This window comes from Pseudoduganella sp. (assembly GCF_041914865.1).
In the GTDB taxonomy this organism is placed as follows: domain Bacteria; phylum Pseudomonadota; class Gammaproteobacteria; order Burkholderiales; family Burkholderiaceae_D; genus Rugamonas.
Genome location: NZ_JAYSCO010000004.1, coordinates 144,538 through 168,551, shown reverse-complemented (window position 1 = coordinate 168,551; position 24,014 = coordinate 144,538). Strand labels below are relative to the sequence as shown.

Below are 24,014 nucleotides of genomic sequence, written 5' to 3'. Positions count from 1 at the left end.
ACAATCTATGCGCTTCGCGCATAGATTGTCCGATTGTCAGACCTGACCCCGAATTGGTTTTACCAGAAGATGACGCGCTGCTCCGGCGCCAGGTACATCTTGTCGCCTTCTTTCACGCCGAAGGCGTCGTAGAAGCCGGGGTGGTTTTTCACGCTGCCGTTCACGCGGAACTCGGATGGCGAGTGCGGGTCGGACTTCACTTGCTGGATCAGGAAGTTCTCGCGCCCTTTGCCGCGGCGGGCCTGGGCCATGCCGAGGAAGATGCGCTGTTCGGCGGTGTAGCCGTCGATCACGGGGCCGGGCTGGCCTTTCATGTAGATGTTGTAGGCGCGGGTGGCCATGATCAGGCCGGCGTTGTCGGCGATGTTTTCGCCCAGCGTCAGCTCGCCGTTCACGTGGTAGCCGGGCAGCGGGCTGTAGCCGTTGTACTGCGCCACCAGCATCTTGCCGCGCGCGGCGAACTTCTCGCCGTCTTCCTTGGTCCACCAGTTGCGCAGGTTGCCGTCGCCGTCGTACTGCGAGCCTTTGTCGTCGAAGGCGTGGCTGATTTCGTGGCCGATGGAGATGCCGACCGCGCCGTAGTTGATCGCCGGTTCCGCCTTGGCGTCGTACAGCGGGTATTGCAGGCGCGCGGCCGGGAAGACGATCTCGTTGAGCGTCGGGCTGTAATAGGCGTTGACGGTTTGCGGCGTCATGCTCCAGGCCAGGCGGTCGACCGGCTTGCCCAGCTTGCTGGTGCTGAAGTTGTGGTTGAACTCGCGCGAGCGCAGCACGTTGCCGACCAGGTCGTTGCGCGCCACCTTCAGGCCGCTGTAGTCGCGCCATTTGTCGGGATAGCCGATCTTCACGTTGATCTTGGACAGCTTGACCTGCGCCTGCGCCTTGGTTTCCGGGCTCATCCAGTCCAGCGTTTCAATGCCTTCGCGGAAGGCGGCCAGGAAGTTCTGTGCCATCTCGGCCACCTGCTGCTTGCGCTCGGCCGGGAAGTGCTCGGCCACATAGGCCTTGCCCACCATCTCGCCCAGCGCGCGGTTCACTTCGGCGATGCCGCGCTTTTGCAGCGAGCGCTGCTCCTTGGCGCCGGTCAGCACCGCGCCGCGGAAGGCGAAGTTCTCGTCCGCGATCTCTTTCGTCAGGTAGGGCGCGAAGGAGCTCAGCATGTGGAACTCGAAGTAGGCTTTCCACACCGGCAGCGGGGTGGCGTCGATCAGCTTGTCCAGCGCCGACAGGTAGCTTGGCTGGCTGACGATCAGCGCGTCGACCTTGCCGGCAATGCCGACGCCTTTCAGGTAGGCGTCCCAGTCGAAGCCCGGCATCAGCGCTTTCAGCTCGGCCAGCGACAGCTTGTTGTAGGTCTTGACCGGGTCGCGGTTCTCCACGGCGGACCAGTGGGCGCGGGCGATCCCGGTTTCCAGCGCGACGATCTGCGCCGCTTCCTCGGCGGCCTTGGCATGGCCGGCCAGCGCCAGCATCTTTTCCACGTGCTGCTGGTATTTGGCGCGGATCTCGCCCAGGCGCGCATCCTTCTCGGACAGGAAGTAGTCGCGGTTCGGCAGGCCCAGGCCGGACTGGCGGATACCGACCACGTAGCGGGTGGAGTCGCGCGCGTCCTGGCGCACACCCATGTCGAGCGGGCCGCCGGCGTCGATGCGGTTCAGGTGCGCCACCAGGGCGGCGATGCCCTGCTTGTCCGACAGCGCGGCGATGCGCGCCCGCTCCGCTTTCAGCGGCTTCAGGCCGAGCGCGTTGCGGCGCGCTTCGTCGATGAAGCTGGCGTAGTAGTCGCCGATCTTCTGCGCGTCGGAGCCGGGCTTGCGCGCCTTGTCCTTGCCCGCCTTTTCGATGATGGCTTGCAGCTGCCCTTCCACATTTTCCTGCGCCACGTTGAAGGCGCCCCAGCTGGAACGGTCGGCAGGGATCTCGACGCTACTCAGCCACTTGCCTTGCGAATAGCGGAAGAAGTCATCCTGGGCGCGCACCTGCGGGTCGATGCCCGCCACGTCGATGCCGGAAACCTCATCGGCGGCGAATGCGTGGATCGATACCAGGCCGAAAATCAGCCCGCCAAGAATAGTGCGTTTCATGTGTTGCCTCCAACGGGAAAAATACTTCCGGCAGTATGCCGCATGGCGCCTGCCGGCGGGCCGCGCCGGCCCGGATAGCAACACTGTGTTACATAGCCGGCGCGATTTGACCTGCGGCGTGGCAGGGCCGATACTTGCCGGGTTTATTTATCCATCCAGGAGGTTTGTTGTGAAAAACGCCATGCTGGCCACCATGCTGCTGGCCGCCACCGCGGCCCAGGCGCAGGACGTGCCGAAGATCGATCCGCAGCGCCTGTCGCAGGACGTGAAAGTGCTCGCTTCCGACGAGTTCGAAGGCCGCGGCCCGAACACCGCCGGCGAGGAGAAGACCGTCGACTTCATCGCCAAACAGTTCGAGGCCGCCGGCCTGAAGCCGGGCGGCGACCTGGTGAAGGGCAAGCGCAGCTGGTTCCAGGAAGTGCCGCTGGGCCGCTTCGAGATCCAGGGCCCGGTGGTGCTGACCGCGCACCACGGCAAGGACAACCTGCCGTTCGCGCAGGGCGAGCAGATGGCCGTGCGCGCCGCCATGAACGGCGCCAAGCGCGTCGACTTCGACAAGGTGCCGCTGGTCTTCGTCGGCTACGGCGTGACCGCGCCGGAGCGCAAGTGGAGCGACTTCAAGGGCGTGAACCTGAAGGGCAAGCTGGCGGTGGTGCTGATCAACGATCCCGACTTCGAAACCGGCCAGGGCGAATTCGGCGGCAAGGCCATGACCTACTACGGCCGCTGGACCTACAAGTACGAAGAGATGGCGCGCCAGGGCGCAGTCGGCACCATCATCGTGCATGAAACCGCGCCGGCGTCCTACGGCTGGCCGACCGTGAAGAACTCCAACACCAACGTCATGTACGACATCGTGCGCAAGGACCCGAAAAAATCGCACGCGCCGATGGAAGCCTGGATCCAGCGCGATGTGGCGGTGGACCTGTTCAAGCGCGCCGGCCTCGATTTCGAAGCAGCCAAGAAGCAGGCGCAAACGCGCGACTTCAAGCCGATGGAGCTGAAAGGCGTGAGCCTGTCGGCGCACTACGCGGTCGATGCGCAAGTGATCAAGTCGAAGAACGTGGTGGGCCTGCGCGAAGGCTCGGCAGCGCCGCAGGAAACCGTGATCTACAGCGGCCACTGGGACCACCTGGGCGTCGGCCTGCCGGACGCCAAGGGCGACAAGATCTATAACGGCGCCATCGACAACGGCACCGGCATCGCCGCCCTGATCGAGCTGGCGCGCGCCTACGGCAAAGCGCCGGCGCCCAAGCGCAGCGTGGTGTTCCTGGCCGTGACGGCGGAAGAGAAAGGCCTGCTCGGTTCCGAGTACTACGCGGCCAATCCGCTCTACCCGCTGGCCACCACCGCCGGCATGATCAATATGGACGCCCTCAGCCCATACGGCCCGGCGCGCAACTTCACCATTTCCGGCAGCGCCAAGCTGGACCTGCTCGATGCGCTGGTCGCCAAGTTCAAGCAGCACAACGTCAGCCTCACGCCGGACCCGCACACCGAAGCGGGCTACTTCTTCCGCTCCGACCACTTCCCGATGGCCAAGCGCGGCGTGCCGGCCTTCTCCATCGGCTCCGGCGAGGATTGGGAAGACGGCGGCGTGGCGGCGGGCAAAGCCGCCAACCTGGCTTACACCGCCAACAGCTACCACCAGCCGTCCGACGAGTGGGACGCCAAGTGGCCGTTCACCGGCATGGCACGCGACCTGGGCGTGCTGTACAGCGTAGGGCGCGACCTGGCCGATTCGAAAGCCTGGCCGAACTGGGCGAGCGACTCCGAGTTCCGCACGATTCGTGACCAAAGCGCAGCCAAGCGCGCGAAGTAAAGCGCAAACTAAGCCAAGTCAAGGCCCTCTTCGGAGGGCCTTTTCTTTTTTCGCGAGCCGTGCCATGCTGGATTCACAAAAAAACTATTCGCAGCTGGAGACAACCATGAATTTCACGCAGTCCATGAGTATCGCGAAGAAGTTGGCCGTGCTGAACGCCGGCGCCATCGTCGGCATCATCCTGCTGACGGCCATTTTCCTGATGTCCGAGCGCACCCTGATCCTGGAGGAGCGCACCAGCAATGTGCGGCAGGCGGTGGAAACCGCCTACGGCGTGCTCGACTACTACCAAAAGCAGGAAAGCAGCGGCGCCCTGCCGCGCGCCGAGGCGCAGAAAAAGGCCATGGAGGCCATCAAATTGTTGCGTTATGGCAACAACGAGTATTTCTGGCTCAACGATATGCAGCCCAAGATGGTGATGCACCCGATCAAGCCGGAACTCGACAATAAAGACTTGAGCACGAATAAGGACCCGACCGGCAAATTCCTCTTTGTCGAGTTCGTCAACACCGTGAAAAAGTCGGGCGGCGGTCCGGTCGACTACATGTGGCCGAAACCCGGCAGCGACAAACCGGTCAAGAAAGTGTCCTACGTCAAAGGCTTTGAGCCCTGGGGCTGGGTGCTCGGCTCGGGCGTGTATGTCGACACGGTCGATGCCACCGTGCGCGGGCGCGCCGTCACCTTCGCCATCGGCGCGGTGCTGCTGGCGGCGCTGCTGCTGGGCGTGGGCCTGTTCATCGCGCGCGGCCTGCTGCGCCAGCTGGGCGGCGAACCCGATTACGCCTCGTCCATTGCGCGCAGCATCGCCGGCGGCGACCTGACGGTGCCGATCAGCGTCAAGCGCGACGACGACGGCAGCATGCTCAATGCGCTGAAAGGCATGCGCGACGACCTGGCGCGCATCGTCAGCTCGGTGCGCACCGCCACCGACACCATCGCCACCGCCTCCAGCGAAATCGCGGCCGGCAACAGCGACCTGTCGGCGCGCACCGAAAACCAGGCCAGCTCGCTGGAAGAAACCGCTGCCTCGATGGAGGAGCTGACCGCCACCGTGCGCCAGAATGCCGACAGCGCCCGCACCGCCAACGAGCTGGCCGCCAGCGCCTCGGAAGTGGCGCAGCGGGGCGGCGCCGTGGTGTCGCAGGTGGTGGAGACCATGGCCTCGATCGACAGCTCGTCGCGCAAGATCGTCGACATCATCAGCGTGATCGACGGCATCGCCTTCCAGACCAATATCCTGGCCCTGAATGCGGCGGTGGAAGCGGCGCGCGCCGGCGAGCAGGGGCGCGGCTTCGCCGTGGTGGCGTCCGAAGTGCGCAACCTAGCGCAGCGCAGCGCGGCGGCGGCCAAGGAAATCAAGGACCTGATCGGCGCTTCGGTGGAAACCGTCGGCGTCGGCAACGCGCTGGTGGCGCAGGCCGGCAGCACCATGCAGGAAGTGGTGGACAGCGTACACCGCGTGCGCCAGATCATCAATGAAATCAGCACCGCCAGCAATGAGCAAAGCGTGGGCATCGCGCAGGTCAACGAGGCGATCTCGCAGATGGACGCGGTAACGCAGCAGAATGCCGCGCTGGTGGAGCAGGCCGCGGCGGCGGCGGCCAGCATGCAGCAGCAGTCGGCCGCGCTGCTGCAGGCGGTGGGCGTGTTCCGCCTGGATGGCGATGGTGGCGCGCAGTCTGCCGGCCGCGTCGGCCGCCCAGGCCAGGCGCCGCGCCTCGGCCGCAGCTAAGCGCTGCACGGCGCAACGGGCCAGCCTGCCCGCTGCGCCGCCCGCGCCCTTATTTCACGCGCGCGTAGGCCAGCTCCATCCACTTCATTTCCTTGCCGCCCGGGCCCGGGCCCCACATTTCCATCTTGTGGTTGTCGTTGTCGGCGATGACCAGTTTCATCGTATACGGCACTTCCTTGCCGGCCATCGGGTCGCTCATCATGCCCTTGTAGGTGATGGTGTTGCCGCTCATGGTGCCGCGCGACAGCGTCATGCTGGTGCTGCCGGAATCGATCCAGCTGCCGAAGTATTTTTTGGTCACGTTGTCGTAACCCGATATCCCCATGCCGTCGAAGGCCTGGCCCATGAAGCTGCCCTGGTAGCTCTCCTGCAGGTAGCGGTTACCCATGATCCATTTGCGCTCGGCGGTGCCGGTGCTCTCTTCCGGTGCTTTGGATGGGTCCATCCACATTCTGGATTTGACGCTGAACTTGCCGGCCAGCGCATCGAGCTTCTTGTGCGCCTCGCCCGGGGTGGAAGCCTTGGCCATCGCCTCCATCGCCGCCTTCTCATCCGGCGGACCCGACTTCTTCTTATCCGACGCTGTTGCAGCGCCAGCCAGGGTAAATCCCGCAACGACCACCAGGTACTGCGCGACACGACGGAGCTTCATAGCATCCTCCTATCCAGCAGGTGATTGGGAAGAGCCATTCTCCGCGCCATTCGCGCACCGTGTCAATCACGTTGCCGGTTTTCCCGCAACTTGCGCCGCAGGCGCAGGTTATCCGGCACAGCCGACACCAAGGCCAGCATCATCAACGCGACAATGGCATCTGAATCCAGGTAACGCCAAAAAGCCCATGCAACAAGCGCACAGGCAATGGCAGTTACTAGCAGCCACAACTGGTCCTTCATTATCGAATCATCCTTGTCCGATATACGCTACGACCAATCACCCTTGTTATCATATATCGCAGGATGGCGACGCATGGTGTCCGCCAGCCAAGGTCGATACAATCCGTTGCATCGGATATCCCACAGAACATCGGCCAAAGTGACTCCCCCGCTCAGCGTACGGCCTGTCGCAACAGCGATGCTACCAATAACCGCGCCGACAGCGGGCAACCCAAGGGATTGCATGTTCTCCCGAAAGTAAAAATAGAAGTTGGACATCGACTCCCCCAATCCGAGTGGCGTGAAAGGCAGATTAGCCCGGCTTGATTCCTCGCGGTTTGCGTTGGAGCAAGTGTTTTGCGCTTTAACCCAGTTCGAAGCTCGTGATGCCGTACTGGCGCGCCAGCGGCAGGTCGGGGGCGGGGCCGGTGTACATGCGGGCGGTTTCGAAGCAGGGACGCATGCCGTGCTGTTCGGCCAGCGCGATGGCGGCGCGGTTGGGCTCCGGGACATCGAGGTAGATGGGGGCGCCCGCTGGCACGCGGCCGCGCAGGGCGTGCAGCAGTTCGTCGGCCACGGCCGGCGTTTCGGCGCACAGCGGGCCAACCTTGAAGCCGCTGCGGCAGGGGCGCAGCACGGCGTAGCCGAGCAGTGCGGCGTCGGCCGCGTGCACGTCGCGCACGCCGAGCACGATGCTGCCTTCCTGCGCCAGCCAGTGCCGCAGGAATTTTTCGCGTGGGGCCGGGAAAAAGGCGCGGTCGTATGCCACGATGGCGTCGAAGTCCGGCGCGCCCAGCGGCAGCACGCGGTCCTCGGCCGGCAGGCCGCTGCCCTGCCCTTCATAGCGCACATTGCGGTGCGCCAGGACGAAGCCGGAGCGGGCGTAGTTGGCCTGCTGCGCGGGCACGCCATCCAGGCCGACATTGCGCCCGGCCAGGTGCGCCATGCCGGCGCGCCACACGGCCATGCCATGCCCCTGCCCGCGCCAGCCGGGCCGCACGATATAGCCGCCGATGAAGCCGAAACCCGCGCCATACCGCACGGCGAAAATGCTGGCCACCGGCACGCCGTCGACCAGGCCAAGCAGGAAGCCATCCGGGTCGGCCGCATAAAAGCTGGCGGCATCCTGCCAGCCCGGGTTCCAGCCCTCGGCGGCAGCCCACTCCAGCACCATCTCCAGTTCGGCCAGCGTCATGGCACGGATGTCCATCTCATTCTCCTTGTTCGGCATCATGCAGGGCGAAGGCGGCGCGCACCGCCGCTTCCCAGGCCGCGCCATCGGGTTCGTACAGGGCGCGCGCCGGCACCGGCGCGCCGCGGCTGGCATCGCGCCGGCGGTACAGGAACACCGTGGTCCACGCCACGCTGGGCGGATCGAAGCGCTGCAGCAGCTCGAAACCGGGATGCAGCAGGGGAACGGTGGTGGTGCTGACCAGGGCGCCCTGCGGCAGCTCGCGCGCCAGCTTCTCGCCCAGGCGCTCCATCAGCGGCGCGAAGCAGGTGCTGTACAGGTAGACCACGGTGGCATCGCTGACATCGGCCTCGAACATGTCCTGCTGGCGCAGGCGCACGCGCGCCGCAATGGCGGTCGCCGCCTGCGCATCGCCCGCCGCCAGCAGCGCGGCCAGGCGCGCCTGCGCCATCTCGTGCCGGTAGCCGAGCAGCTCCACCCCGCTGCAGCGCATACCGGGCAAAGCCAGCGCCGCCGTCATCACCACCTTGCCCAGGCCGCTGCCCAGGTCGATGAAATGGCCGCCACCCCGGCCCTGCTCCGGCAGCCACGGCGCCAGCACGGCGAAGTAGTTGTCGAGCTCCTGCGGCGTGAACTCGCCATAGACCAGGCGCCCGTCATCGACCAGCCACTGCGCCAGCTCGGCATCGGTAATCTCGGCCAGGCTGCGCCGCGGCGCCTGCGGCGGCAGCATGCCGTGCCGGTGGATGCCGGCCGGCAGCGGCCCGGCCAGCAGGCGCCGGTGCGGTTTCAGCCGCGCGATAAAGACCTCGCGCAGGGCCGGCGTGCGGAACGCCGCGCGCAGCGCCAGGCCCACCTCCACATAGCGCTGGAACTGCGCCTCGGCCAGTACCGGCCGCAGGTGCTGCTCACCATCGGTGATGGCCTGCCGCAAGGCGGAATGCTGCATCGGGGTCCTTTCGGTCGAGTTCGTTAGAACGATTATGCCAATAAAAAACCGCCCCGAGGGGCGGTTTCTGCCGTGGCAGGAAGGCTGCTCAGAAGCGGTAGTTGAGGGACGCGGCGTACGTGCGGCCCAGCTGGCTGAAGTGCGAGCCGTCGTAGGTCACCATATCGTAGCGGCCGTTGAAGGTGATCAGGTTGGTCTGCACCTTGCGCTTGGCGGCGTCGGCCAGGATCTTCTCGCCTTCCGCATTGAGCGCGCGGAACTCCCACTCCGGCGTGGTGTTGAACACGTTGTTGACGTTGAACGACAGAGTCATATTGCGCGCCAGCTGGTAGTTGAGCGCGAAGTCGGTGACGTTCTTGGTCTTGAACTTGGTCTCCAGGTTGCTGTCCAGGCCCGCCTGGCGGAAGCGGGTCGGGCCGAACACGGTGTTGTTCAGCGACAGGTTCAGCTTCTGGTAATCCCAGTCGGCGCCCAGGATGACCTTGTGCTTCGGACGCGACGTGAACATCAGCGCTTCCTGCGTCGCATCCATCACCGACTGGCCGGCGTCGGCCACCAGCTTCGGATTGTTCACGGCGCCGTCGCGCTCGTTCTTCAGCGTGTAGTTGCCGGACAGGTTCAGCGTCAGCTTGCCGTCGGCCAGCGGGATGTTCTTGCGCGACAGCACAAAGTCCAGGCCTTCGGTGCGGCTGGTGATGGCGTTGATGAAGAAGCTCACCGAGACGATACCGGCCTTGGCCAGTTCCTGGTCCAGCTTGCTCGAGTTGAAGCAGGTCTGGTATTGCAGTTCATCCTCAGCCGGCGGCAGGTCGGGATCGCGGTGGCACTTCGGACCGATTTCCTTGCCCAGCACGATGCGGTCTTTCACCTTGATGTTGTAGTAGTCAACGGTGATGCTGGTGTTGTCGTTCGGCTTCAGGCCCAGGCCCAGGGTGATGTTGTCCGACTTCTCCGCTTTCAGGCGTGGCACTTCCAGCGCCGCCGCCGCCGCCGAGACGTTGTTCACCAGGCCGGACACCTGGATGCCGCCGCCGGCCACGAACGAGTACTGCGCCTTCTGCGTGTAGATCTGCGCCAGCGACGGCGCGCGGAAGCCTTTCGATGCCGAGGCGCGCAGGGTGATCCAGTCATTGGCCTTGTAGCGGGTCGACAGCTTCCAGACGAAGGCCGAACCGAAGTCGGTGTACTTCTCCCAGCGGCCGGTGCCGTCCAGCAGCAGGTCCTTGCTGATGTCCCAGGTGGAACCGGCATACACGCCGTAGTTGGAACGCGACGACGGGAAGGAATTGGTCGGGTGGTTGCCGGCGAAGGAGTCGGCGCCGGTGCCGTCCCACGACGCCTTGTCGCCTGCCTTCACTGCAAACTTCTCGTGGCGCAGCTCGGTGCCGGCGTAGAAGTTGACGCTGTCGGTCAATTGCTTCGAGATGTCGCCGTTGAACACATAGTGCTCGAATTTCACGCCGCCGGCGTAGAACCGGGTCGGCGACGAGGCGCCCATGTCGCGGTTGATGGAGTTACGCACATCGTACTTCTGCTCGTTGCCGCCGTAGGTCAGGCTGAAGTCCGCCGCCCAGCCCGCCAGCTCGGTCTTGAGGCCGCCGGTCAGGTTGTAGTCATCCAGCGTGCCGTCGAAGGTAGGCTGGTAGCCTTCGTACGCCGAGCCGGCCGGGTGCAGCAGGCCGTAGTCGGTCGGCCGCCAGTACGGCGTGCGGTAGTTGGCGAAGGAGTTGATTTTCTTGTTGACGTAGGCGCCGTTGGCGTAGATTGCCGCGCCGTCGCCCAGCTCATAGCGCGTGTTGAACAGGCCCTTCACGGCCTTGGTCTTGGGCGAGCCGTTGATGTTGCGCGCGTCGGGATACTTGGACAGGAAGGCCTGCACCTCGGCCAGCGGGGCGCTGAAGTCGGCCGCTTCGCCCTCCGCGCTGACCACGCCCGAGCGGCTGGCCAGGTTCACGCGCGAGGCGTCGATGGTGTAGTTGAAGAAGCCGCGGTCGCCGCCCAGGGCAAAGCCCTGGTTAAGGCTCAAGCCGCCCATGCCGCCGTCGCTCTCATGGGTGATGCCGGTGCGCGCCGTGACCGAACCGCCTTCGGCATTGTCCTTCAGGATGATGTTGACCACGCCGGCAATGGCGTCGGAGCCGTACTGGGCCGAGGCGCCGTCGCGCAGCACCTCGATGCGCTTGATGGCGTCGGCCGGGATCGCGGAAATGTCGGCGCCCGATTCGCCGCGGCCGGGCGAGGTCTGGGTGTAGACCAGCGAGCTCATGTTCTTGCGCTTGCCATTGATCAGGATCAGCACCCGGCTCGGGCCCATATTGCGGATTTCATAGGGGTCCAGCAGCGACGTGGCGTCGTTGACTGGCGTCTGCACCGTATTGAAGGACGGCACGCGGAACTGCATCGATTTATCCAGGGTGGCCTGGCCCGTCTTGCTCAGCTCGCGCGAGCTCAGCACGTCGATCGGCACCGGCGTATCGACCATGGTGCGCTGCGCGCCGCGGCTGCCGGTGGAGACGATCACCACTTTCTGGATCTCGTCGGTGGTGGTCTCGGCAGCTTGCTGCGCTTGCGCCGGCGCGGCGGCCTCCTGTGCATAGGCATGTCCCAGCAAAACGAAGGGACTGGCGGACAACATCAGTGCTGCAATAGGAAAATGTTTATTCATGTATTTTCTTCTCCTTTACCACGGCTGAGATAAATTAAATTCGAAACTTTCCCCCGATTCCTGCTTCCAGCGCTGAATGTATATGCAACATTTTTATGCGTCCATGATTTCAAGTTATGTCAAACGTAAATACAACAGCGCTGGATCTTTTTTTTGAAGTAATGGGTTACGGAAAAAACAGCGTGCTAGTCTTGGGTTATGGGTTATAAGTGCCTCTGCGTTTTGCTGGCCTGGTGTACCAGCATGAATTGCCATGCTGCAAAGGAGCCGCCGCTGCGCCTGTGCTTTGAAGACGTCAACCAGCGCCCCTGGAGCACGCCGGGCGGCAAGGGCCTCAATTTCGAGCTGCTCCGGCGCGTGGCAGCCCACCTCAGCGAGCAATTCATCTTTTCCCCCAAACCCTGGAAGCGCTGCATGAGCGAGCTGAAGCTCGGGCAGGTCGATGGCGTGATCGGCGCCGCCGACGCCGTCGAACGGCGCGCCTGGTCGCGCATCCCGCAATTGCCCGACGGGCGCGAAGATCCGGCCCGCGCCCTGTTCGAGGATTCAGCCCTGGTCTTCCTGCGCGTGGGCGGCCATGGCAGCTGGGATGGCCAGCAGCTGGTGGCGCCGGGCAAGGTGGTGGTGGCCCAGTCCGGCTACCTGGTCGGGCAGCAGCTGCGCGAGCGCGGCTTTAACACGCGCGATACCGTGAAATCGGCGGCCGATGCGCTGCGCATGCTCGCTTCCGGCAGTTACGATGTGGCCGTGCTGCAAGGCTTCGAGGCCAGCCAGCTGGCGCGCGACGATCCCCGTTTCAAGGGCCGCATCCGCCAGGCGGACTTACCCTACAGCACCATCAGCCTGCACCTGATGGTGGCGCGCCCGACCTACGAGCGCGACCCGCAGCGCATCGAAGCCATCTGGCAGGCGATCGCCGCGGTGCGCCAGAGCAAAGACTACCGCCAGCTCGAAATGGAGGCCCTGCCCCACACTAAATAAAAACGCAATATTTTCATTGAGGAAATTTTATGGTTAAATAAAAGACATGAAATCACTCCTCGACGGCCGCCTCGCGCTGACCACCCCGGAAGGCGTCCGCCTGCAGCTGACGCCGGCCGGTCCGGCCGCGCGCGCCATGGCCTGGGCCATCGACTTTTGCGCCTGGACTTTTGGCGGCTTCACCCTGGTCGCCCTGCTGGGCGCCATCATTCCCTCGCCCAAGCTGTATACCGGCGTCACACTGCTGATCCTGTTCCTCGCCTACTGGGCCTACCCGGTCCTGTGCGAGGTGTATGCCGGCGGCCGCACGCTCGGCAAGTACGTGCTGGGCCTGCAGGTGCTGCGCGCCGACGGCCTGCCGGTGCGCTGGCGCGAATCGGTGCTGCGCAACCTGCTGCTGGTGGCCGACTTCCTGCCCATGTTCTACGCCTCCGGCCTGCTCAGCATGCTGTGCGACCGCCACTTCCGCCGCCTGGGCGATATCGTGGCCGGCACCCAGGTGGTGTACCGCGACAAGCCGCCGGCGCGCGGCCAGGTGCCGGACGCGGCGCCGCTGCCGCTGCCGTTCCCGCTGACGCCGGAGCAGCAGCGCGCCCTGGCCGACCTGTTTGCCCGCGAAAGCCGCCTGCCTTACGGCCGCATGCTGGAACTGGCCGATATCGCCGAGCCGCTGACCGGACGCGTCGGCGAAGCCTCGCTGGAACGCTTGCGCGGCATGGCCGCAGGACTGGTACGATGAAACAAGCGCAATTTGAAACCGTCTACGGTCCGCTCTGGAGCGCGATCGAAACCACGCTGGCCAGCCGCCAGCAAGGGCGCGAAGCGCTGCCCGAGCAATACCGCCGCCTGTGCCAGTGCCTGGCCCTGGCCAGCCAGCGCGGCTACTCGCCGCAGCTGGTGTCGCACCTGCACGACCTGGTCGCGCGCTGCCACCATGCCCTGTACGGCGTGGCGGCCGAGCGCCCGACCGTCCTGCTGCAGTGGCTGCGGGTGGACCTGCCGCGCCGCGTGCGCGCCGAGTGGAAGCTGCTGCTGCTGGTGCTGTTCTGCCTGCTGGGCCCGGCCCTCGCCATCGGCCTGCTGGTGTGGCAGGACGCGCGCCACGCCTACCTGTTCTCCTCGCCGGAAGAGCTGGCGCGCATGCACAGCATGTATGCGCCATCCAGCTTCAAGACCGGGCGCGGCGGCAATGAGGGCGATGTGCAGATGTTCGGCCACTACATCTGGAACAATGTCTCGATCGACTTCCGCACCTTCGCCAGCGGCATTTTCGGCGGCGTGCCGGCGCTGCTGATCGTGCTGTTCAACGGCCTGCACATGGGGGTGGCGGCGGCCTGGCTCAGCCTCGACCCGGCCACCCGCACCAATTTCTGGTCTTTCGTGGTGACCCACGCCAGCTTTGAGCTGGCCGGCCTGGTGCTGTCCGGCATGGCCGGCATCCGCCTCGGCCTCTCGCTCATCAAGCCGGGCCGCCTGCGCCGGCGCGACGCCCTGCAGCAGGCCAGCATCGAAATGTACCCGCTGGTGGCGGGCGCCGCCCTGCTGACCGTGCTGGCCGCCTTCTTCGAAGCGTTCTGGTCGGCCAGCAGCGCCGCGCCGGCCGTCAAGTACAGCGTCGGCGCCGTCTGCTGGGCCCTGGTGATCCTGTTCTTCGCCTGCGCCGGCCGCGGGAAAGGCGCGCATGCAGCTCGATAAACTGCGCCTCGACCTGCGCCCGCGCAGCAATGCGCAAGGGCTGGACCTGGGCTTCGCCCTGCTGCACGCCGGCGGCGCCGACGTGTGGCGCGCCTGGCTCGCGCTGTGGCTGCCGCTGTGCGCCGTGGCCATCGCGATCAGCTGGCACGCGCCCGACCTGGCGCTGGGCTGGCTGCTGCCGTGGTGGCTGCGTCCACTGCTGGAGCGGGCGCCGCTGCATGTGCTGTCGCGCCAGGTGTTCGGCGAACAGGCCAGCTGGCGCAGCGCGCTGCGCGCCTGGCCGCGCGAACTGGGCGGCGGCTGGCTGCGCATGCTGACCTGGTGGCGCCCCTTCATGGCCGGGCGCGGCCTGCACCAGCCGGTGTGGGTGCTGGAAGGCGCGCGTGGTTCGGTTGCCACGGCGCGCCGCGCCACCATCGCGCGCAACGGCACCGGCCTGTCGGCCTTCACCTTCGGCGTGATGTGCTGGGTCTTCGAGATGGTGCTGATGCTGGGCCTGCTCTCCCTGCTCAGCCTGTTCATGTCGAACCACAACCCGGACCCGTTTGCCCTGTTCACCACGCGCGAAACGGCGCCGTGGCAGGCGGCGCTCAGCACGCTGGCCTGGAGCCTGGCTGGCGCCATCGTCGGCCCGATCTACACCGCATGCACCTTCACCCTCTACCTGAACCGGCGCGCCACGCTGGAAGCGTGGGACCTGGAAATCGTGCTGCGCCAGCTGCGCGCCCCGGCCAAGCCAGCCGGCGCACGGCGCAGTGTCAGCGTGCTGCTGGCGGCGCCGCTGCTGGCCCTGGCCCTGGCCGGCATGCCGCCGCCGGTGCAGGCGGCCGCCACCGGCACGCCGGCTGCCGCCGCATGCACCGCGCCGAAAGAACTGCGCAAGGAAGCCAGCGGCCGCGCCGCCGACGCCTCACCGCAGCAGGCCGAGATCCGGCGCCAGCTGGAGCAGGTGTTCGCGCATGAAGACCTGCGCGGCTACCGCTGCGAAGAACAATGGGAGTGGCGCTACAAGCTGGAGCCGCAGGAAAAGAAAAAAACGCGCAGCGAGGCCCTGCTGCCCGCCTGGCTCGGCGCCATCCTGGGCGGCGTGCTGAAGACCGCCCTGATCCTCGGCGCGCTGGCCCTGGTCGGCTGGCTGCTGTGGCGCTATGCGGCGCCGCTGCGCTTCAACTTCGAGCGGGCGCAGGGGCCGCGCCTGGCGACCGAAATCGGCGGCCTCGATATCCGTGCCGAGAGCTTGCCGGACGACGTGGCCGGCAGCGTACGCGCACTGTGGCAGCAGGGCCAGCAGCGCGCCGCGCTGGCCCTGCTGTACCGCGCCACCCTGTCGCGCCTGGTCAACCGCCATGCGCTGCAGCTGCACCAGGGCGCCACCGAAGGCGAATGCCTGGCCCTGGCGCGCAGCGCCCACGCGCACGGCAGCCTCGACGCCGCCAGCCTGGGCCTGGCCGACCAGGCCACCAGCTTGTGGCTGAACGCCGCCTATGGCGCGCGCTGGCCGGCCGGCGACGCGGTGCACGCCCTGTGCGCGCGCTGGCAGGCGCATTTTGAACGCGAGGCCGCATGAAGCGCCAGCACACCCTGCTCATCGCCATCCTGCTCGCGCTGCTGGCCGGCGCCGGCTACAGCCTGTGGCCGGTGCTGTTTGAAAAAGTCTGGCGCGGCACCCTGTACTACTCGGACGCCCAGCTGAAGAACCCGATGCTGGCCGCCACCCGCCTGCTGGAAGCGCGCGGCCACAAGGTGCGGGTCGAACCGATGCTGAACTACCAGCTGCTCAACCAGCTGCCGGACGGCGTGCTGATCCTCTCGCCCTGGGCCCAGCAGCCCGACGCGCGCCAGGCCGAGCTGCTGCTGCAGTGGGTCCGGCGCGGCAATACCCTGGTGATGACGCCGGGCTGGGTGCAGAACAGCGAACAGAAGGAAGACGCCGGCGATGCCCTGAGCCAGGAACTGGCCGACCCGCTCGGCAAGCATTTTGGCGTGGCCATGGCCAGCCGCAGCCGCATCGACGACACTTGCCGCCTCGACCCGCTGGAAGCGCAGCGGCGCGCCGCCGCCGCCGCCAAAGCCGAGGCCGAAGGCCGGACCGAAGACGCGGAAGACGGGGACGAGGAAGCGGAGGAACCGGAAGCGCCGGCGCGCCTGGCTTGCCTGCACGCGCCGGGCGCGCCCAACCGGATCGAACTGCGCCGCCTGTCCGACGTGCTGCAGCGCCTGCCCAGCGAAGGCCCGCAGCCGCTGTGGGGCGACACCTACGGCCTGGCCGTGCTGGTCTTCGGCGAAGGGCGCGGCAAGGTGGCGATGGTGGCTTCCGAACCGGGCGACAGCTATTTCGACAACGACGGCCTGCGCCACTTCGACCATGGCGAGCTGCTGCTCCTGCTGGCCGGGCAGAGCGGACCCAAGGCGCCGGTGCTGCTGGTGCGCCACAATGAAACCGTGGGCTGGGCCGCCTACCTGTGGCAGCACTGGCGTCCGCTGCTGTACGGCCTGGCCGCGCTGCTGCTGCTGTGGGCCTGGGACGCGTCGCGCCGCTTCGGCCCGCTGCTGCCGGCCCTGGCCAGCGAGCGGCGCGCCCTGATCGAACATATCGACGCCAGCGGACGCTGGCTGTGGCGCCTGCCGCAAGGGCGCGCCCTGCTGCTGGGCGCGGTGCGCCAGCGCACGGAAAAACTGCTGCTGCGCCGCCTGCCGGAGCTGCACGCGCTGGACGGCAACGAACGCGCGCGCCGCCTGGCGCGCCTGGCCAGACTGCCCGAGGCCCTGGTCACGGACGCCCTGCTCGGCGCCCCGGCCGCGCGCGCCGCCGAATTCACCCGCCAGATTTCAACACTCCAACAATTGCGAGCCCCTTATGAGCGATAGCATGTCCGCCCCAACTTTCAACGGCATCCCGCCCGACCGCCTGGCGCAGGCCATCGATATCGTGCAGCGCCTGCGCGAAGAAGTCGGGCGCGCCATCGTCGGCCAGCAGGCCGTGGTGGAGCAGGTGCTGGCCTGCTGCCTGGCCGGCGGCCACGTGCTGCTGGAAGGCGTGCCCGGCCTGGGCAAGACCCTGCTGGTGAAAGCGCTGGCGAAAACCTTTGCCGGCGAGTTCTCACGCATCCAGTTCACGCCCGACCTGATGCCGGCCGACGTCATGGGCCACGCCGTGTTCGACCAGAAGGAGCAGACCTTCAGCGTGCGCAAGGGCCCGGTGTTCACCCACCTGCTGCTGGCCGACGAGATCAACCGCGCCCCGGCCAAGACCCAGTCGGCCCTGCTGGAAGCGATGCAGGAGCGCCAGGTCACCATCGAAGGCGAGGCGCACACCCTCGGTTCGCCCTTCATGGTGCTGGCGACGCAGAACCCGCTGGAAAGCGAAGGCACCTATCCGCTGCCGGAAGCGCAGCTCGACCGCTTCCTGATCAAGGCGCGCATCGCCTACCCGAGCGAGGCGGAGGAGACCGCGATGCTGCTGGCGGTGACGCAGGAGCGCGTGGGCGACGGCCTGGACGTGGCCCAGGTGCGCACCCTGATCAAGCCGGACACCCTGGTCGCGCTGCAGCAGCTGGTGGCGCGCATCCGCGTCGACGAAGCGGTGGCCGGCTACGCCGTGCGCCTGGCGCGCGCCACCCGCGCCTGGCCCGGCGTGGCGGTCGGCGCCGGCCCGCGCGGCAGCATCGCCCTGGTGCGCCTGGCGCGCGCCATGGCCCTGATGGCGGGGCGCGACTACGCCACCCCGGACGACATCAAGCAGGCCAGCCTGCCGGTGCTGCGCCACCGCATCGCGCTGTCGCCGGAAAGCGAACTCGATGGCCTGGGCGCGGACGACGTGCTGGCCGCGCTGATCGAATCGGTCGCCGCGCCGCGCAACTGATGAAGCCAACCCGCCGCATGTTCCTGGCCCTGGCGGGCCTGACCGCCCTCGGCGTTCCCGCCAGCCTGTGGCCGCAGCTGCAGGCGCCCTGGCAAATGCTGGGCGGCGCCGTGCTGCTGGCGGCCGGCGCCGACGCCCTGCTGGCGCGGCGCCGCCCCGCCCTGCGCGCCGAGCGCAGCATGGGCGGCGTGCTGCCGGTCGGCGCCTGGCACGAGGTACGCCTGACCGTGCACAACGAAGGCGCGGCGCCGCTGCGGCTGGACGTCTTCGACGACTACCCGCCGGCCTGGGAGCTGGAAGGCATGCCGCATTCCACGCGCCTGGCGCCCGGCGCCTTTGCCAGCATCGCCTACCGCGTGCGTCCGCACGAGCGCGGCGACGGCGCCTTCGGCGTGCCGTGGCTGCGCGTGGCCGGCCCGCTCGGCCTGTGGCAGGCCACACACCGCATCGGCCCGCAGCAGGTGGCCAAGGTCTTCCCCGACGTGGCGCGCCTGCTGGGCCAGGCCCTGCGCGCCACCGACCGCCAGGCCCCCACCAGCGGCTCGCTGGTCAAGCGCCAGCGCGGCGAAGGCACCGACTTCCGCCAGCTGCGCGAATACCGGCGCGGCGACAGCCTGCGCTCGATCGACTGGAAAGCCACCGCGCGCCACCGCAAGCCGATCAGCCGCGAGTACCAGGTCGAGCGCGACCAGCAGGTGGTATTCCTGCTCGACACCGGGCGCCGCATGCTGGCGCGCGACGGCGACATCAGCCACTTCGACCACGCGCTGTACGCCGTGCTGACGCTGTCCTTCGTGGCCGGCAAGCAGGGCGATGCGGTCGGCTTGATGAGCTTCGGGGTGGACAACCGCTGGCTGCCGCCGGCCAAGGGGCGCGTCGGCCTGGACCGCATGCTGGCCGGCGTGTACGACGTGCAGCCGGGCGAAGCGGCGCCGGACTACCTGCGCGCCGCCAACGACTTGCTGAACCGCCTGGGGCGGCGCGCCTTCGTCGTGCTGGTGACCAATGTGCGGGATGAAGATGACGAAGCGCTGCGCCAGGCGGTGGACCTGCTGTCGGCGCGCCACCTGGTGCTGTGCGCCAGCTTGCGCGAGCGCGCGCTGGATGCGGCCAGCACCGCGCCGGTGCAGGGCTTCGACGATGCCTTGCGGCTGGCGGCCAGCGAACACTACCTGGCGCAGCGCCAGGAAGCCATCCGCCGCCTCGGCCTGCGCGCCGGCCACCTGGTCGATGTCGCGCCCGACCAGCTGGCCGGCGCGCTACTGAACCGCTACCTCGAAATCAAAGAAAGCGGCGCGCTATGAGCCAGCCGAGCAACAGGCAGCCGAAGGCCAGCACCGCTTTCACGCGCATGCTGGCCGGCGCCGCTGGCGGACCGAAGCGGTTGGCCGCCGGCGTGCCCGGTGCGACCACCAGGTAGATCAGGAAAACAAACTGGAAGAGCGGCAACAGCAGCAACAAGGTCCACCAGCCGCTGACATCGAAATCGTGCAAACGGCGGCGCACGGCCGTCACGATCGCCAGCCCAAACAATAGTAAGGTTGAGACGTTCAGGCCTTGCGTCGCCCTCGGACGCAGCGCGCCATGTTCATCCATCAGCATGCCCAACACTTCGAGCAGCACGACGCCCAGCACGACATACAGCGCGGTCGCCGCCACGCCCAGCAGGCAATACGCCATAAACTGCAGGCGCCCGATGCGCCCGTTCCAGGCCGGCAGGCGCGGCGTGCCGGCCGGCTCGGGCGCAAGCCCGAGCTCGGCCTGGGGTGCCGCGTACGGATTGTGGGTCAATTACTGACCGTTCTCCATCTGCACCGCCTTGGCTTTGGCAGCGTAATCGGCATAGGCCGGGATGGCGATGGCCGCCAGGATGCTGATCACCACCACCAGCACCGGCATCGACCAGGCCAGGATGATCACGCCAGTGGTGTTTGGCGCCGGCGCCGGACCGAAGTCATTGGACTCGGCATCGCCGGAACCGAACAGCAGCCACAGGAGGACAAACAGGTTGGCGAGCGGAATCAGCACCAGCACGCTCAGCCAGCCGGTCTTGTTCATATCATGCAGGCGGCGGCGCGCCAGGATGATGGACACGGCAAACGACAGCGCGCAGAAAGCCGCCATGCCAAACGCGCTGGCGCTGGCGGCGGCTTCGACACCGCCCGTCATGGCAAACGCACCGATGCCGCCAAACATCAGGATCAACAGCGGCATCATCAACAGTACGGCACCCGTGCTGTAGGCGAGGTAGCGCACGCGGCCGATGCGGCCGTTCACGGCAAAGAACTTCGGCATATATGTTTCCTTGCTGACCGGTTCGGTCAGCTGGGCTTGCGGCATGGAATAGGGATTGGTCACGGAGGGCTCCAGTTAAAGGTCTTTGCAAAAAATTACTTTAAAGAAAATATTACATTATTTTTTTACTAATGCGCAAGCGCGATTTGCTTACAACAGCCGCCTTGCAGACTGCACCTTTGGCTGCGATACTTTCTTAGAAGACTGGACGGTTGCACTAACACACGAAAGCCGCGAACGCCGCCATGGATGCCACCCTCAAGTGCCAGGGCAAGTTTTCCATCAACTGGACCTACCTGAACGCCATCGCCTCCGGCGTTTCGGCAATTGACCTGGGCGGGCTGGCCTTGCGCAACCAGCACGACGCCCGCGAATTCGTGCGCGAGTACGGCTTCGACATCGACAACCCGCATGCGCGCGCGGTGATCGCCCGCGCCCATGGTGAGGCGCTCGACTTCATCTGCAGCAGTTTCCTCACGCCGGACCAGGCCGCGCTGATCCCGCCCGATGTAGCGCGGCCGGCCGATCCGCTCGACCTGCTGGTGTTCGCCTCGCTGCACGGCAATGAACAGGTGGAGCTGCGCCGCATGTGGTCGTGCGCCGTGCTGAAGGTCATGCACGGCATCTTCTACATCGATAACAACCTCAAGCTACGCTACTTCAACATCATCCGCCAGCAGGTGTTCGCCAGCCTGGACGAGGTGATCCGCCAGGAAGATGGCCAGCATTACCTGAGCGATGGCGAGATTTGCCTGCCGCTGCTGCACTTTGACCGCAAGAACAACAAGAGCCGCAACAGCATCCTGCTCAAGCTGCTGCAAAAGGCGGCCTACCTGGCGGCCGACATCTTCGACCACCTGGGCGTGCGGCTGATCTTCAATACCCGCTTCGAATGCCTGCTGGCCCTGCGCACCCTGCAGCGCGCCCACGTCATCTCGGTCACCAATGTCGATTCACAGCGCACCCGCAACACCCTGCTCGACATGGAGGCGGCCAAGGAAATCTTCACCAAGTACCGCTGCATGCTGGAAGCGGCCAACGGCTACCCGGCCGCGCTGCTGGAGAAGATGGACGCCGAACTGATGGCCATTGCCGCGCCGCAGACGCAGGCCGACAACCCGCACAGCGGCGCCGGCTTCAACAGCATCCAGGTCACCGTGCGCAAGATGATCCACGTGCCGTCGGACGACCCGGCGGCCATGGGGCCGGACTACGATATCGGTTTCTTCTTCGAGTACGAGATCCAGCTGATGGACAAGGCCAGCCATGGCCGCACCCTGGAAGGGCCGGCCAGCCACGACGCCTACAAGAAGCGGCAAGTCGACACGGCGCGCCTGCGCGTGCTGGGGCGCGACCTGATCCGCCACCTGGAAGCGCAGCCCGCGGTGCGCGCCGCCTAGTGCGTGCGCACGCCTTCGGGCGCGCCGGTGATGGCGCCCGGCGGCACCACCACTTCCGGCGGCATGCCCTCATGGATCAGGCCGCGGATGGCGCTGCGCAGCTCCGGGCTGTCGGTATGCTTGTGGACCGAGACGGCGTGCTGGACGGCAACCTCCAGCAGCTCGTCGGCACTGTCGGCCGAAATGGCGACACTGCAGTGGGTGTCGCTGGGGAATTCGCGGCAGTCGATGTACTTGCGGCTCATGGCAGCCTCCCTATTGAAAAGCTACTTACACTATAGGCTGCCGCGCCCGCAATGCCATGCTTTGTGGCGGCGCCAGCTGCCTTCGCGTTTGACAGGCACGGGCAATCCCAGCAATATGGCCGGATGACCCTCTCGCCCTGGTGCCTGCTGCTGCTGGCCGTGCCCCTGCTGCTGCTCGGCCAGCTCCTGCTGCGCCGTGTGCCGCTGCTGGCACGCGGCAGCATTCCAGTCCCCGTTGCAGGCGGCCTGCTGTTCGCACTGGCCTGCCTGCTGCTGCGCAGCGCCGGACTGGAATTCAGCTTTGCCACTAAGGTCAGCGCCGGCTGGTGGACCTGGCTGGTCACGCCCGACCACGAATGGCTGGCGCGGCCCGCCAAATCGCTGAACCTGCCCTTGCTGGTCGGCTTCTTCACCTGCGTCGGCCTGGCCGCGCCGCTGCGCTTGCTGGCCAGCGGCGGCCGCATGCTGCTGGTCCTGCTGCTGGGCACACTGCTGCTGGCGCTACTGCAAAACACCGTGGGCATGGCGCTGGCCAGCGCACTGGGCGCCCCGGCGCTGCTGGGCGTGCTGTGCGGTTCCCTGACCCTGGTGGGCGGGCACGGCACGGCGCTTGGCTTTGCGCCGCGCTTCGAGCAGGCCGGCATGGCGGCCGCGGCCACCATCGGCGCCTCCGCCGCCACTGTCGGACTGCTGGCCGGCGCCTTGCTGGCCGGGCCGCTCGGCGCCTGGATGCTGCGCCGCCGCATGGCGCCGGCCGCGCGCGCCCACGGCAGCGCGACCGGGGCGGAAGCAGCCGGCGGCACCGCCAGCGTGCCGGCCCGGCCGCCGGTGGCCGACTTCCTGGCCGATGCACGCGCGCTGGCGGGCATGGGACGCAATGCGCTGCTGCATCTGCTGCTGGTGGCGGCCTGCATCAAGGCCGGCGCCTGGATCAGCTTTGGCCTCGACCAGCTGGGCGCTACCCTGCCAGCGTATATGGGCGCCCTGCTGCTGGGCTTTGCCGTGCGCGCCGCCCACGATGCCGCCGGCGCCGGCTGGCTGCGCGGCGACACCGTCAACCGCATCGCGGCCGTGCTGCTGCCGCTGTTCCTGGTCGTCACCCTGGCCCCGCTCAACCTGGGCGAACTGGCCGGCGTGGCCGGCCCCATGCTGCTGATCCTGGGCGTGAACATCGCGCTGACCCTGGCATTCGCCGCCTGCATCGTCTTCCCCCTGCTGGGCAGGGACCGCGAGGCCGCCGTCGCGGCAGCCGGGCTGGCCGGCTTTGGCATCGGCTCCACCGCCACGGCGGTCGCGGCGATGGACGCCATCACCCGGCAATATGGCCCGGCGCCGCGCGCCGCCACCATCGTGCCGCCCTGCGGCGGTTTCCTGATAGACCTGGGCAATGCCCCCGTGCTCGGCTTTTACCTGTATCTGTCGTCGGTAATCTTAACAACTTAGATATTGATAGTCGCACCCCGCGCACTAAGTTACTAATCTTTAAGTACTTACCCATCGGGCACGGTTCCTGCTTCGTTGTCGCATTTGAGATTACGGGAGGAAACAACATGAAAACCTTGACCAAACTGCTGGCAGCCCTCGTCACCGCCGGCGCTTGCGCCACCGCTGGCGCCGCCCCTATCGTCCTCACCTTCGAGGGCGTCGGCAATTCCGCCAACGTGCTGGAGTTCTATAACGGCGGCACCGACAGCGTCGGCAATAGCGGCACCAACTACGGCATCAGCTTCTCGCGCGCCAGCCTCGGCATCATCGACGCGGACGCACCCGGCGGCACCGGCAATATCGGCAATGAGCCCTCGCCCAGCACCGTCCTGTTCTTCCTGTCCGGCAACGCTGCCACCATGAATGTGGCCGCCGGTTTCAGCACCGGCTTCTCGTTCTATTACACCTCGTCCCGCGCCGGCTTCGTCAACGTGTACGACGGCCTCGATGGCACCGGCAACCTGCTGGCCAGCCTGTCGCTGGCCGCCAACACCGGCAATTGCGCCGGCGACCCGAACGGCAGCTTCTGCCAGTTCGACCCGGTCGGCGTGGCGTTCGCCGGCATTGCCCGTTCGGTCGACTTCGGCGGTGCCGCCGACTTCATCGCCTTCGACAACGTGACGCTCGGTACCAGCAACCCAACCCAGGACGTGCCGGAACCCGGCACCCTGGCCATGTTCGGCCTCGGCCTGGCCGGCCTGGCCCGCCTGCGCCGCAAACACGCTTAAGCAGGC

The 24,014-nt window shown here is 66.8% G+C and carries 21 protein-coding genes; 12 read left to right on the top strand and 9 right to left on the bottom strand.

The features are described from left to right. Nucleotides 1-59 precede the first annotated feature (59 nt). Nucleotides 60-2,084, bottom strand: a complete 2,025-nt coding sequence (locus tag ACE3TQ_RS03505) for a M13 family metallopeptidase (protein WP_374580554.1) — start codon at nt 2,082-2,084, stop codon at nt 60-62. 169 nt (nt 2,085-2,253) lie between these two features. Between ACE3TQ_RS03505 and ACE3TQ_RS03500 the strand changes: the two genes are divergently transcribed. Further along, on the top strand, nt 2,254-3,906 hold the full coding sequence (locus tag ACE3TQ_RS03500; protein WP_374580553.1) for a M28 family metallopeptidase: 1,653 nt from the start codon (nt 2,254-2,256) through the stop codon (nt 3,904-3,906). Nucleotides 3,907-4,012: 106 nt separating this feature from the next. Further along, entirely contained in the window at nt 4,013-5,638 is a 1,626-nt protein-coding gene (locus ACE3TQ_RS03495; RefSeq protein WP_374580552.1) for a methyl-accepting chemotaxis protein, read from the top strand. Between the two features lie 49 nt (nt 5,639-5,687). Here the strand turns inward: ACE3TQ_RS03495 and ACE3TQ_RS03490 are convergent, their stop codons facing one another. The 5 genes from ACE3TQ_RS03490 to ACE3TQ_RS03470 form a co-directional block, all read right to left on the bottom strand. Then, entirely contained in the window at nt 5,688-6,290 is a 603-nt protein-coding gene (locus tag ACE3TQ_RS03490) for a DUF1579 domain-containing protein (RefSeq protein ID WP_374580551.1), read from the bottom strand. 62 nt (nt 6,291-6,352) lie between these two features. Beyond that, complete coding sequence (locus ACE3TQ_RS03485; RefSeq protein WP_374580549.1) at nt 6,353-6,532, bottom strand: hypothetical protein; 180 nt, start codon at nt 6,530-6,532, stop codon at nt 6,353-6,355. A 343-nt stretch (nt 6,533-6,875) separates the two neighbouring features. Then, a complete protein-coding gene (locus tag ACE3TQ_RS03480) occupies nt 6,876-7,721 on the bottom strand; it encodes a GNAT family N-acetyltransferase (protein ID WP_374580548.1) in 846 nt (281 codons plus the stop codon). Between the two features lies 1 nt (nt 7,722). Further along, on the bottom strand, nt 7,723-8,652 hold the full coding sequence (locus tag ACE3TQ_RS03475; protein WP_374580547.1) for a histone methylation protein DOT1-like protein: 930 nt from the start codon (nt 8,650-8,652) through the stop codon (nt 7,723-7,725). An 88-nt stretch (nt 8,653-8,740) separates the two neighbouring features. Beyond that, on the bottom strand, nt 8,741-11,317 hold the full coding sequence (locus ACE3TQ_RS03470; RefSeq protein WP_374580546.1) for a TonB-dependent receptor plug domain-containing protein: 2,577 nt from the start codon (nt 11,315-11,317) through the stop codon (nt 8,741-8,743). Nucleotides 11,318-11,560: 243 nt separating this feature from the next. On the opposite strand from ACE3TQ_RS03470, the gene ACE3TQ_RS03465 reads away from it, so the two are divergent. From ACE3TQ_RS03465 to ACE3TQ_RS03435, 7 genes are read left to right on the top strand one after another with little or no spacing between them, the layout of a single operon-like run. Beyond that, nucleotides 11,561-12,298 (top strand): substrate-binding periplasmic protein, encoded by a 738-nt coding sequence (locus ACE3TQ_RS03465; RefSeq protein ID WP_374580545.1) that lies wholly within the window; start codon nt 11,561-11,563, stop codon nt 12,296-12,298. 46 nt (nt 12,299-12,344) lie between these two features. Then, nucleotides 12,345-13,037, top strand: a complete 693-nt coding sequence (locus ACE3TQ_RS03460; RefSeq protein WP_374580544.1) for an RDD family protein — start codon at nt 12,345-12,347, stop codon at nt 13,035-13,037. Further along, nucleotides 13,034-13,993: a stage II sporulation protein M gene (locus ACE3TQ_RS03455; protein WP_374580543.1), complete on the top strand. Its 960-nt coding sequence runs from the start codon at nt 13,034-13,036 to the stop codon at nt 13,991-13,993. The genes ACE3TQ_RS03460 and ACE3TQ_RS03455 overlap by 4 nt, the downstream gene beginning before the upstream one ends. After that, nucleotides 13,980-15,560, top strand: a complete 1,581-nt coding sequence (locus ACE3TQ_RS03450) for a hypothetical protein (protein WP_374580542.1) — start codon at nt 13,980-13,982, stop codon at nt 15,558-15,560. Before ACE3TQ_RS03455 ends, ACE3TQ_RS03450 begins: the two co-directional genes overlap by 14 nt. Continuing rightward, nucleotides 15,557-16,861 (top strand): DUF4350 domain-containing protein, encoded by a 1,305-nt coding sequence (locus ACE3TQ_RS03445; protein WP_374580541.1) that lies wholly within the window; start codon nt 15,557-15,559, stop codon nt 16,859-16,861. The genes ACE3TQ_RS03450 and ACE3TQ_RS03445 overlap by 4 nt, the downstream gene beginning before the upstream one ends. 1 nt (nt 16,862) lies before the next feature. Then, nucleotides 16,863-17,855 carry an AAA family ATPase gene (locus tag ACE3TQ_RS03440; protein ID WP_374580540.1) on the top strand — a complete coding sequence of 331 codons (993 nt, stop codon included), beginning with the start codon at nt 16,863-16,865 and terminating at the stop codon, nt 17,853-17,855. Then, a complete protein-coding gene (locus tag ACE3TQ_RS03435) occupies nt 17,855-19,159 on the top strand; it encodes a DUF58 domain-containing protein (RefSeq protein ID WP_374580539.1) in 1,305 nt (434 codons plus the stop codon). The genes ACE3TQ_RS03440 and ACE3TQ_RS03435 overlap by 1 nt, the downstream gene beginning before the upstream one ends. Here the strand turns inward: ACE3TQ_RS03435 and ACE3TQ_RS03430 are convergent. Together ACE3TQ_RS03430 and ACE3TQ_RS03425 are read right to left on the bottom strand one after the other, a co-directional pair. Continuing rightward, nucleotides 19,137-19,646, bottom strand: a complete 510-nt coding sequence (locus ACE3TQ_RS03430; protein WP_374580538.1) for a DUF805 domain-containing protein — start codon at nt 19,644-19,646, stop codon at nt 19,137-19,139. The two genes, ACE3TQ_RS03435 and ACE3TQ_RS03430, sit on opposite strands and share 23 nt — an antisense overlap. Further along, the gene (locus ACE3TQ_RS03425) at nt 19,647-20,213 is read right to left on the bottom strand and encodes a DUF805 domain-containing protein (RefSeq protein ID WP_374580537.1); all 567 of its coding nucleotides are present in this window, start codon (nt 20,211-20,213) and stop codon (nt 19,647-19,649) included. Nucleotides 20,214-20,395: 182 nt separating this feature from the next. Between ACE3TQ_RS03425 and ACE3TQ_RS03420 the strand changes: the two genes are divergently transcribed. After that, nucleotides 20,396-21,550: a TIGR04552 family protein gene (locus ACE3TQ_RS03420; protein ID WP_374580536.1), complete on the top strand. Its 1,155-nt coding sequence runs from the start codon at nt 20,396-20,398 to the stop codon at nt 21,548-21,550. Here the strand turns inward: ACE3TQ_RS03420 and ACE3TQ_RS03415 are convergent. Continuing rightward, a complete protein-coding gene (locus ACE3TQ_RS03415) occupies nt 21,547-21,795 on the bottom strand; it encodes a DUF1059 domain-containing protein (RefSeq protein WP_374580535.1) in 249 nt (82 codons plus the stop codon). The two genes, ACE3TQ_RS03420 and ACE3TQ_RS03415, sit on opposite strands and share 4 nt — an antisense overlap. A gap of 123 nt (nt 21,796-21,918) precedes the next feature. Between ACE3TQ_RS03415 and ACE3TQ_RS03410 the strand changes: the two genes are divergently transcribed. Both ACE3TQ_RS03410 and ACE3TQ_RS03405 read left to right on the top strand, forming a co-directional pair. Then, nucleotides 21,919-23,238 carry a sodium/glutamate symporter gene (locus ACE3TQ_RS03410; RefSeq protein WP_374580534.1) on the top strand — a complete coding sequence of 440 codons (1,320 nt, stop codon included), beginning with the start codon at nt 21,919-21,921 and terminating at the stop codon, nt 23,236-23,238. A gap of 107 nt (nt 23,239-23,345) precedes the next feature. After that, on the top strand, nt 23,346-24,008 hold the full coding sequence (locus ACE3TQ_RS03405; RefSeq protein ID WP_374580533.1) for a PEP-CTERM sorting domain-containing protein: 663 nt from the start codon (nt 23,346-23,348) through the stop codon (nt 24,006-24,008). Nucleotides 24,009-24,014 lie beyond the last annotated feature (6 nt).

Coding starts and splice junctions, on each gene's coding strand:
- ACE3TQ_RS03445 (WP_374580541.1), top strand. CDS start 15,557: ATGAAGCGCCAGCACACCCTGCTCATCGCCATCCTGCTCGCGCTGCTG.
- ACE3TQ_RS03490 (WP_374580551.1), bottom strand. CDS start 6,290: ATGAAGCTCCGTCGTGTCGCGCAGTACCTGGTGGTCGTTGCGGGATTT.
- ACE3TQ_RS03435 (WP_374580539.1), top strand. CDS start 17,855: ATGAAGCCAACCCGCCGCATGTTCCTGGCCCTGGCGGGCCTGACCGCC.
- ACE3TQ_RS03475 (WP_374580547.1), bottom strand. CDS start 8,652: ATGCAGCATTCCGCCTTGCGGCAGGCCATCACCGATGGTGAGCAGCAC.
- ACE3TQ_RS03470 (WP_374580546.1), bottom strand. CDS start 11,317: ATGAATAAACATTTTCCTATTGCAGCACTGATGTTGTCCGCCAGTCCC.
- ACE3TQ_RS03455 (WP_374580543.1), top strand. CDS start 13,034: ATGAAACAAGCGCAATTTGAAACCGTCTACGGTCCGCTCTGGAGCGCG.
- ACE3TQ_RS03505 (WP_374580554.1), bottom strand. CDS start 2,084: ATGAAACGCACTATTCTTGGCGGGCTGATTTTCGGCCTGGTATCGATC.
- ACE3TQ_RS03485 (WP_374580549.1), bottom strand. CDS start 6,532: ATGAAGGACCAGTTGTGGCTGCTAGTAACTGCCATTGCCTGTGCGCTT.
- ACE3TQ_RS03415 (WP_374580535.1), bottom strand. CDS start 21,795: ATGAGCCGCAAGTACATCGACTGCCGCGAATTCCCCAGCGACACCCAC.
- ACE3TQ_RS03410 (WP_374580534.1), top strand. CDS start 21,919: ATGACCCTCTCGCCCTGGTGCCTGCTGCTGCTGGCCGTGCCCCTGCTG.
- ACE3TQ_RS03465 (WP_374580545.1), top strand. CDS start 11,561: ATGAATTGCCATGCTGCAAAGGAGCCGCCGCTGCGCCTGTGCTTTGAA.
- ACE3TQ_RS03450 (WP_374580542.1), top strand. CDS start 13,980: ATGCAGCTCGATAAACTGCGCCTCGACCTGCGCCCGCGCAGCAATGCG.
- ACE3TQ_RS03460 (WP_374580544.1), top strand. CDS start 12,345: ATGAAATCACTCCTCGACGGCCGCCTCGCGCTGACCACCCCGGAAGGC.
- ACE3TQ_RS03420 (WP_374580536.1), top strand. CDS start 20,396: ATGGATGCCACCCTCAAGTGCCAGGGCAAGTTTTCCATCAACTGGACC.
- ACE3TQ_RS03405 (WP_374580533.1), top strand. CDS start 23,346: ATGAAAACCTTGACCAAACTGCTGGCAGCCCTCGTCACCGCCGGCGCT.
- ACE3TQ_RS03480 (WP_374580548.1), bottom strand. CDS start 7,721: ATGGACATCCGTGCCATGACGCTGGCCGAACTGGAGATGGTGCTGGAG.
- ACE3TQ_RS03495 (WP_374580552.1), top strand. CDS start 4,013: ATGAATTTCACGCAGTCCATGAGTATCGCGAAGAAGTTGGCCGTGCTG.
- ACE3TQ_RS03440 (WP_374580540.1), top strand. CDS start 16,863: ATGTCCGCCCCAACTTTCAACGGCATCCCGCCCGACCGCCTGGCGCAG.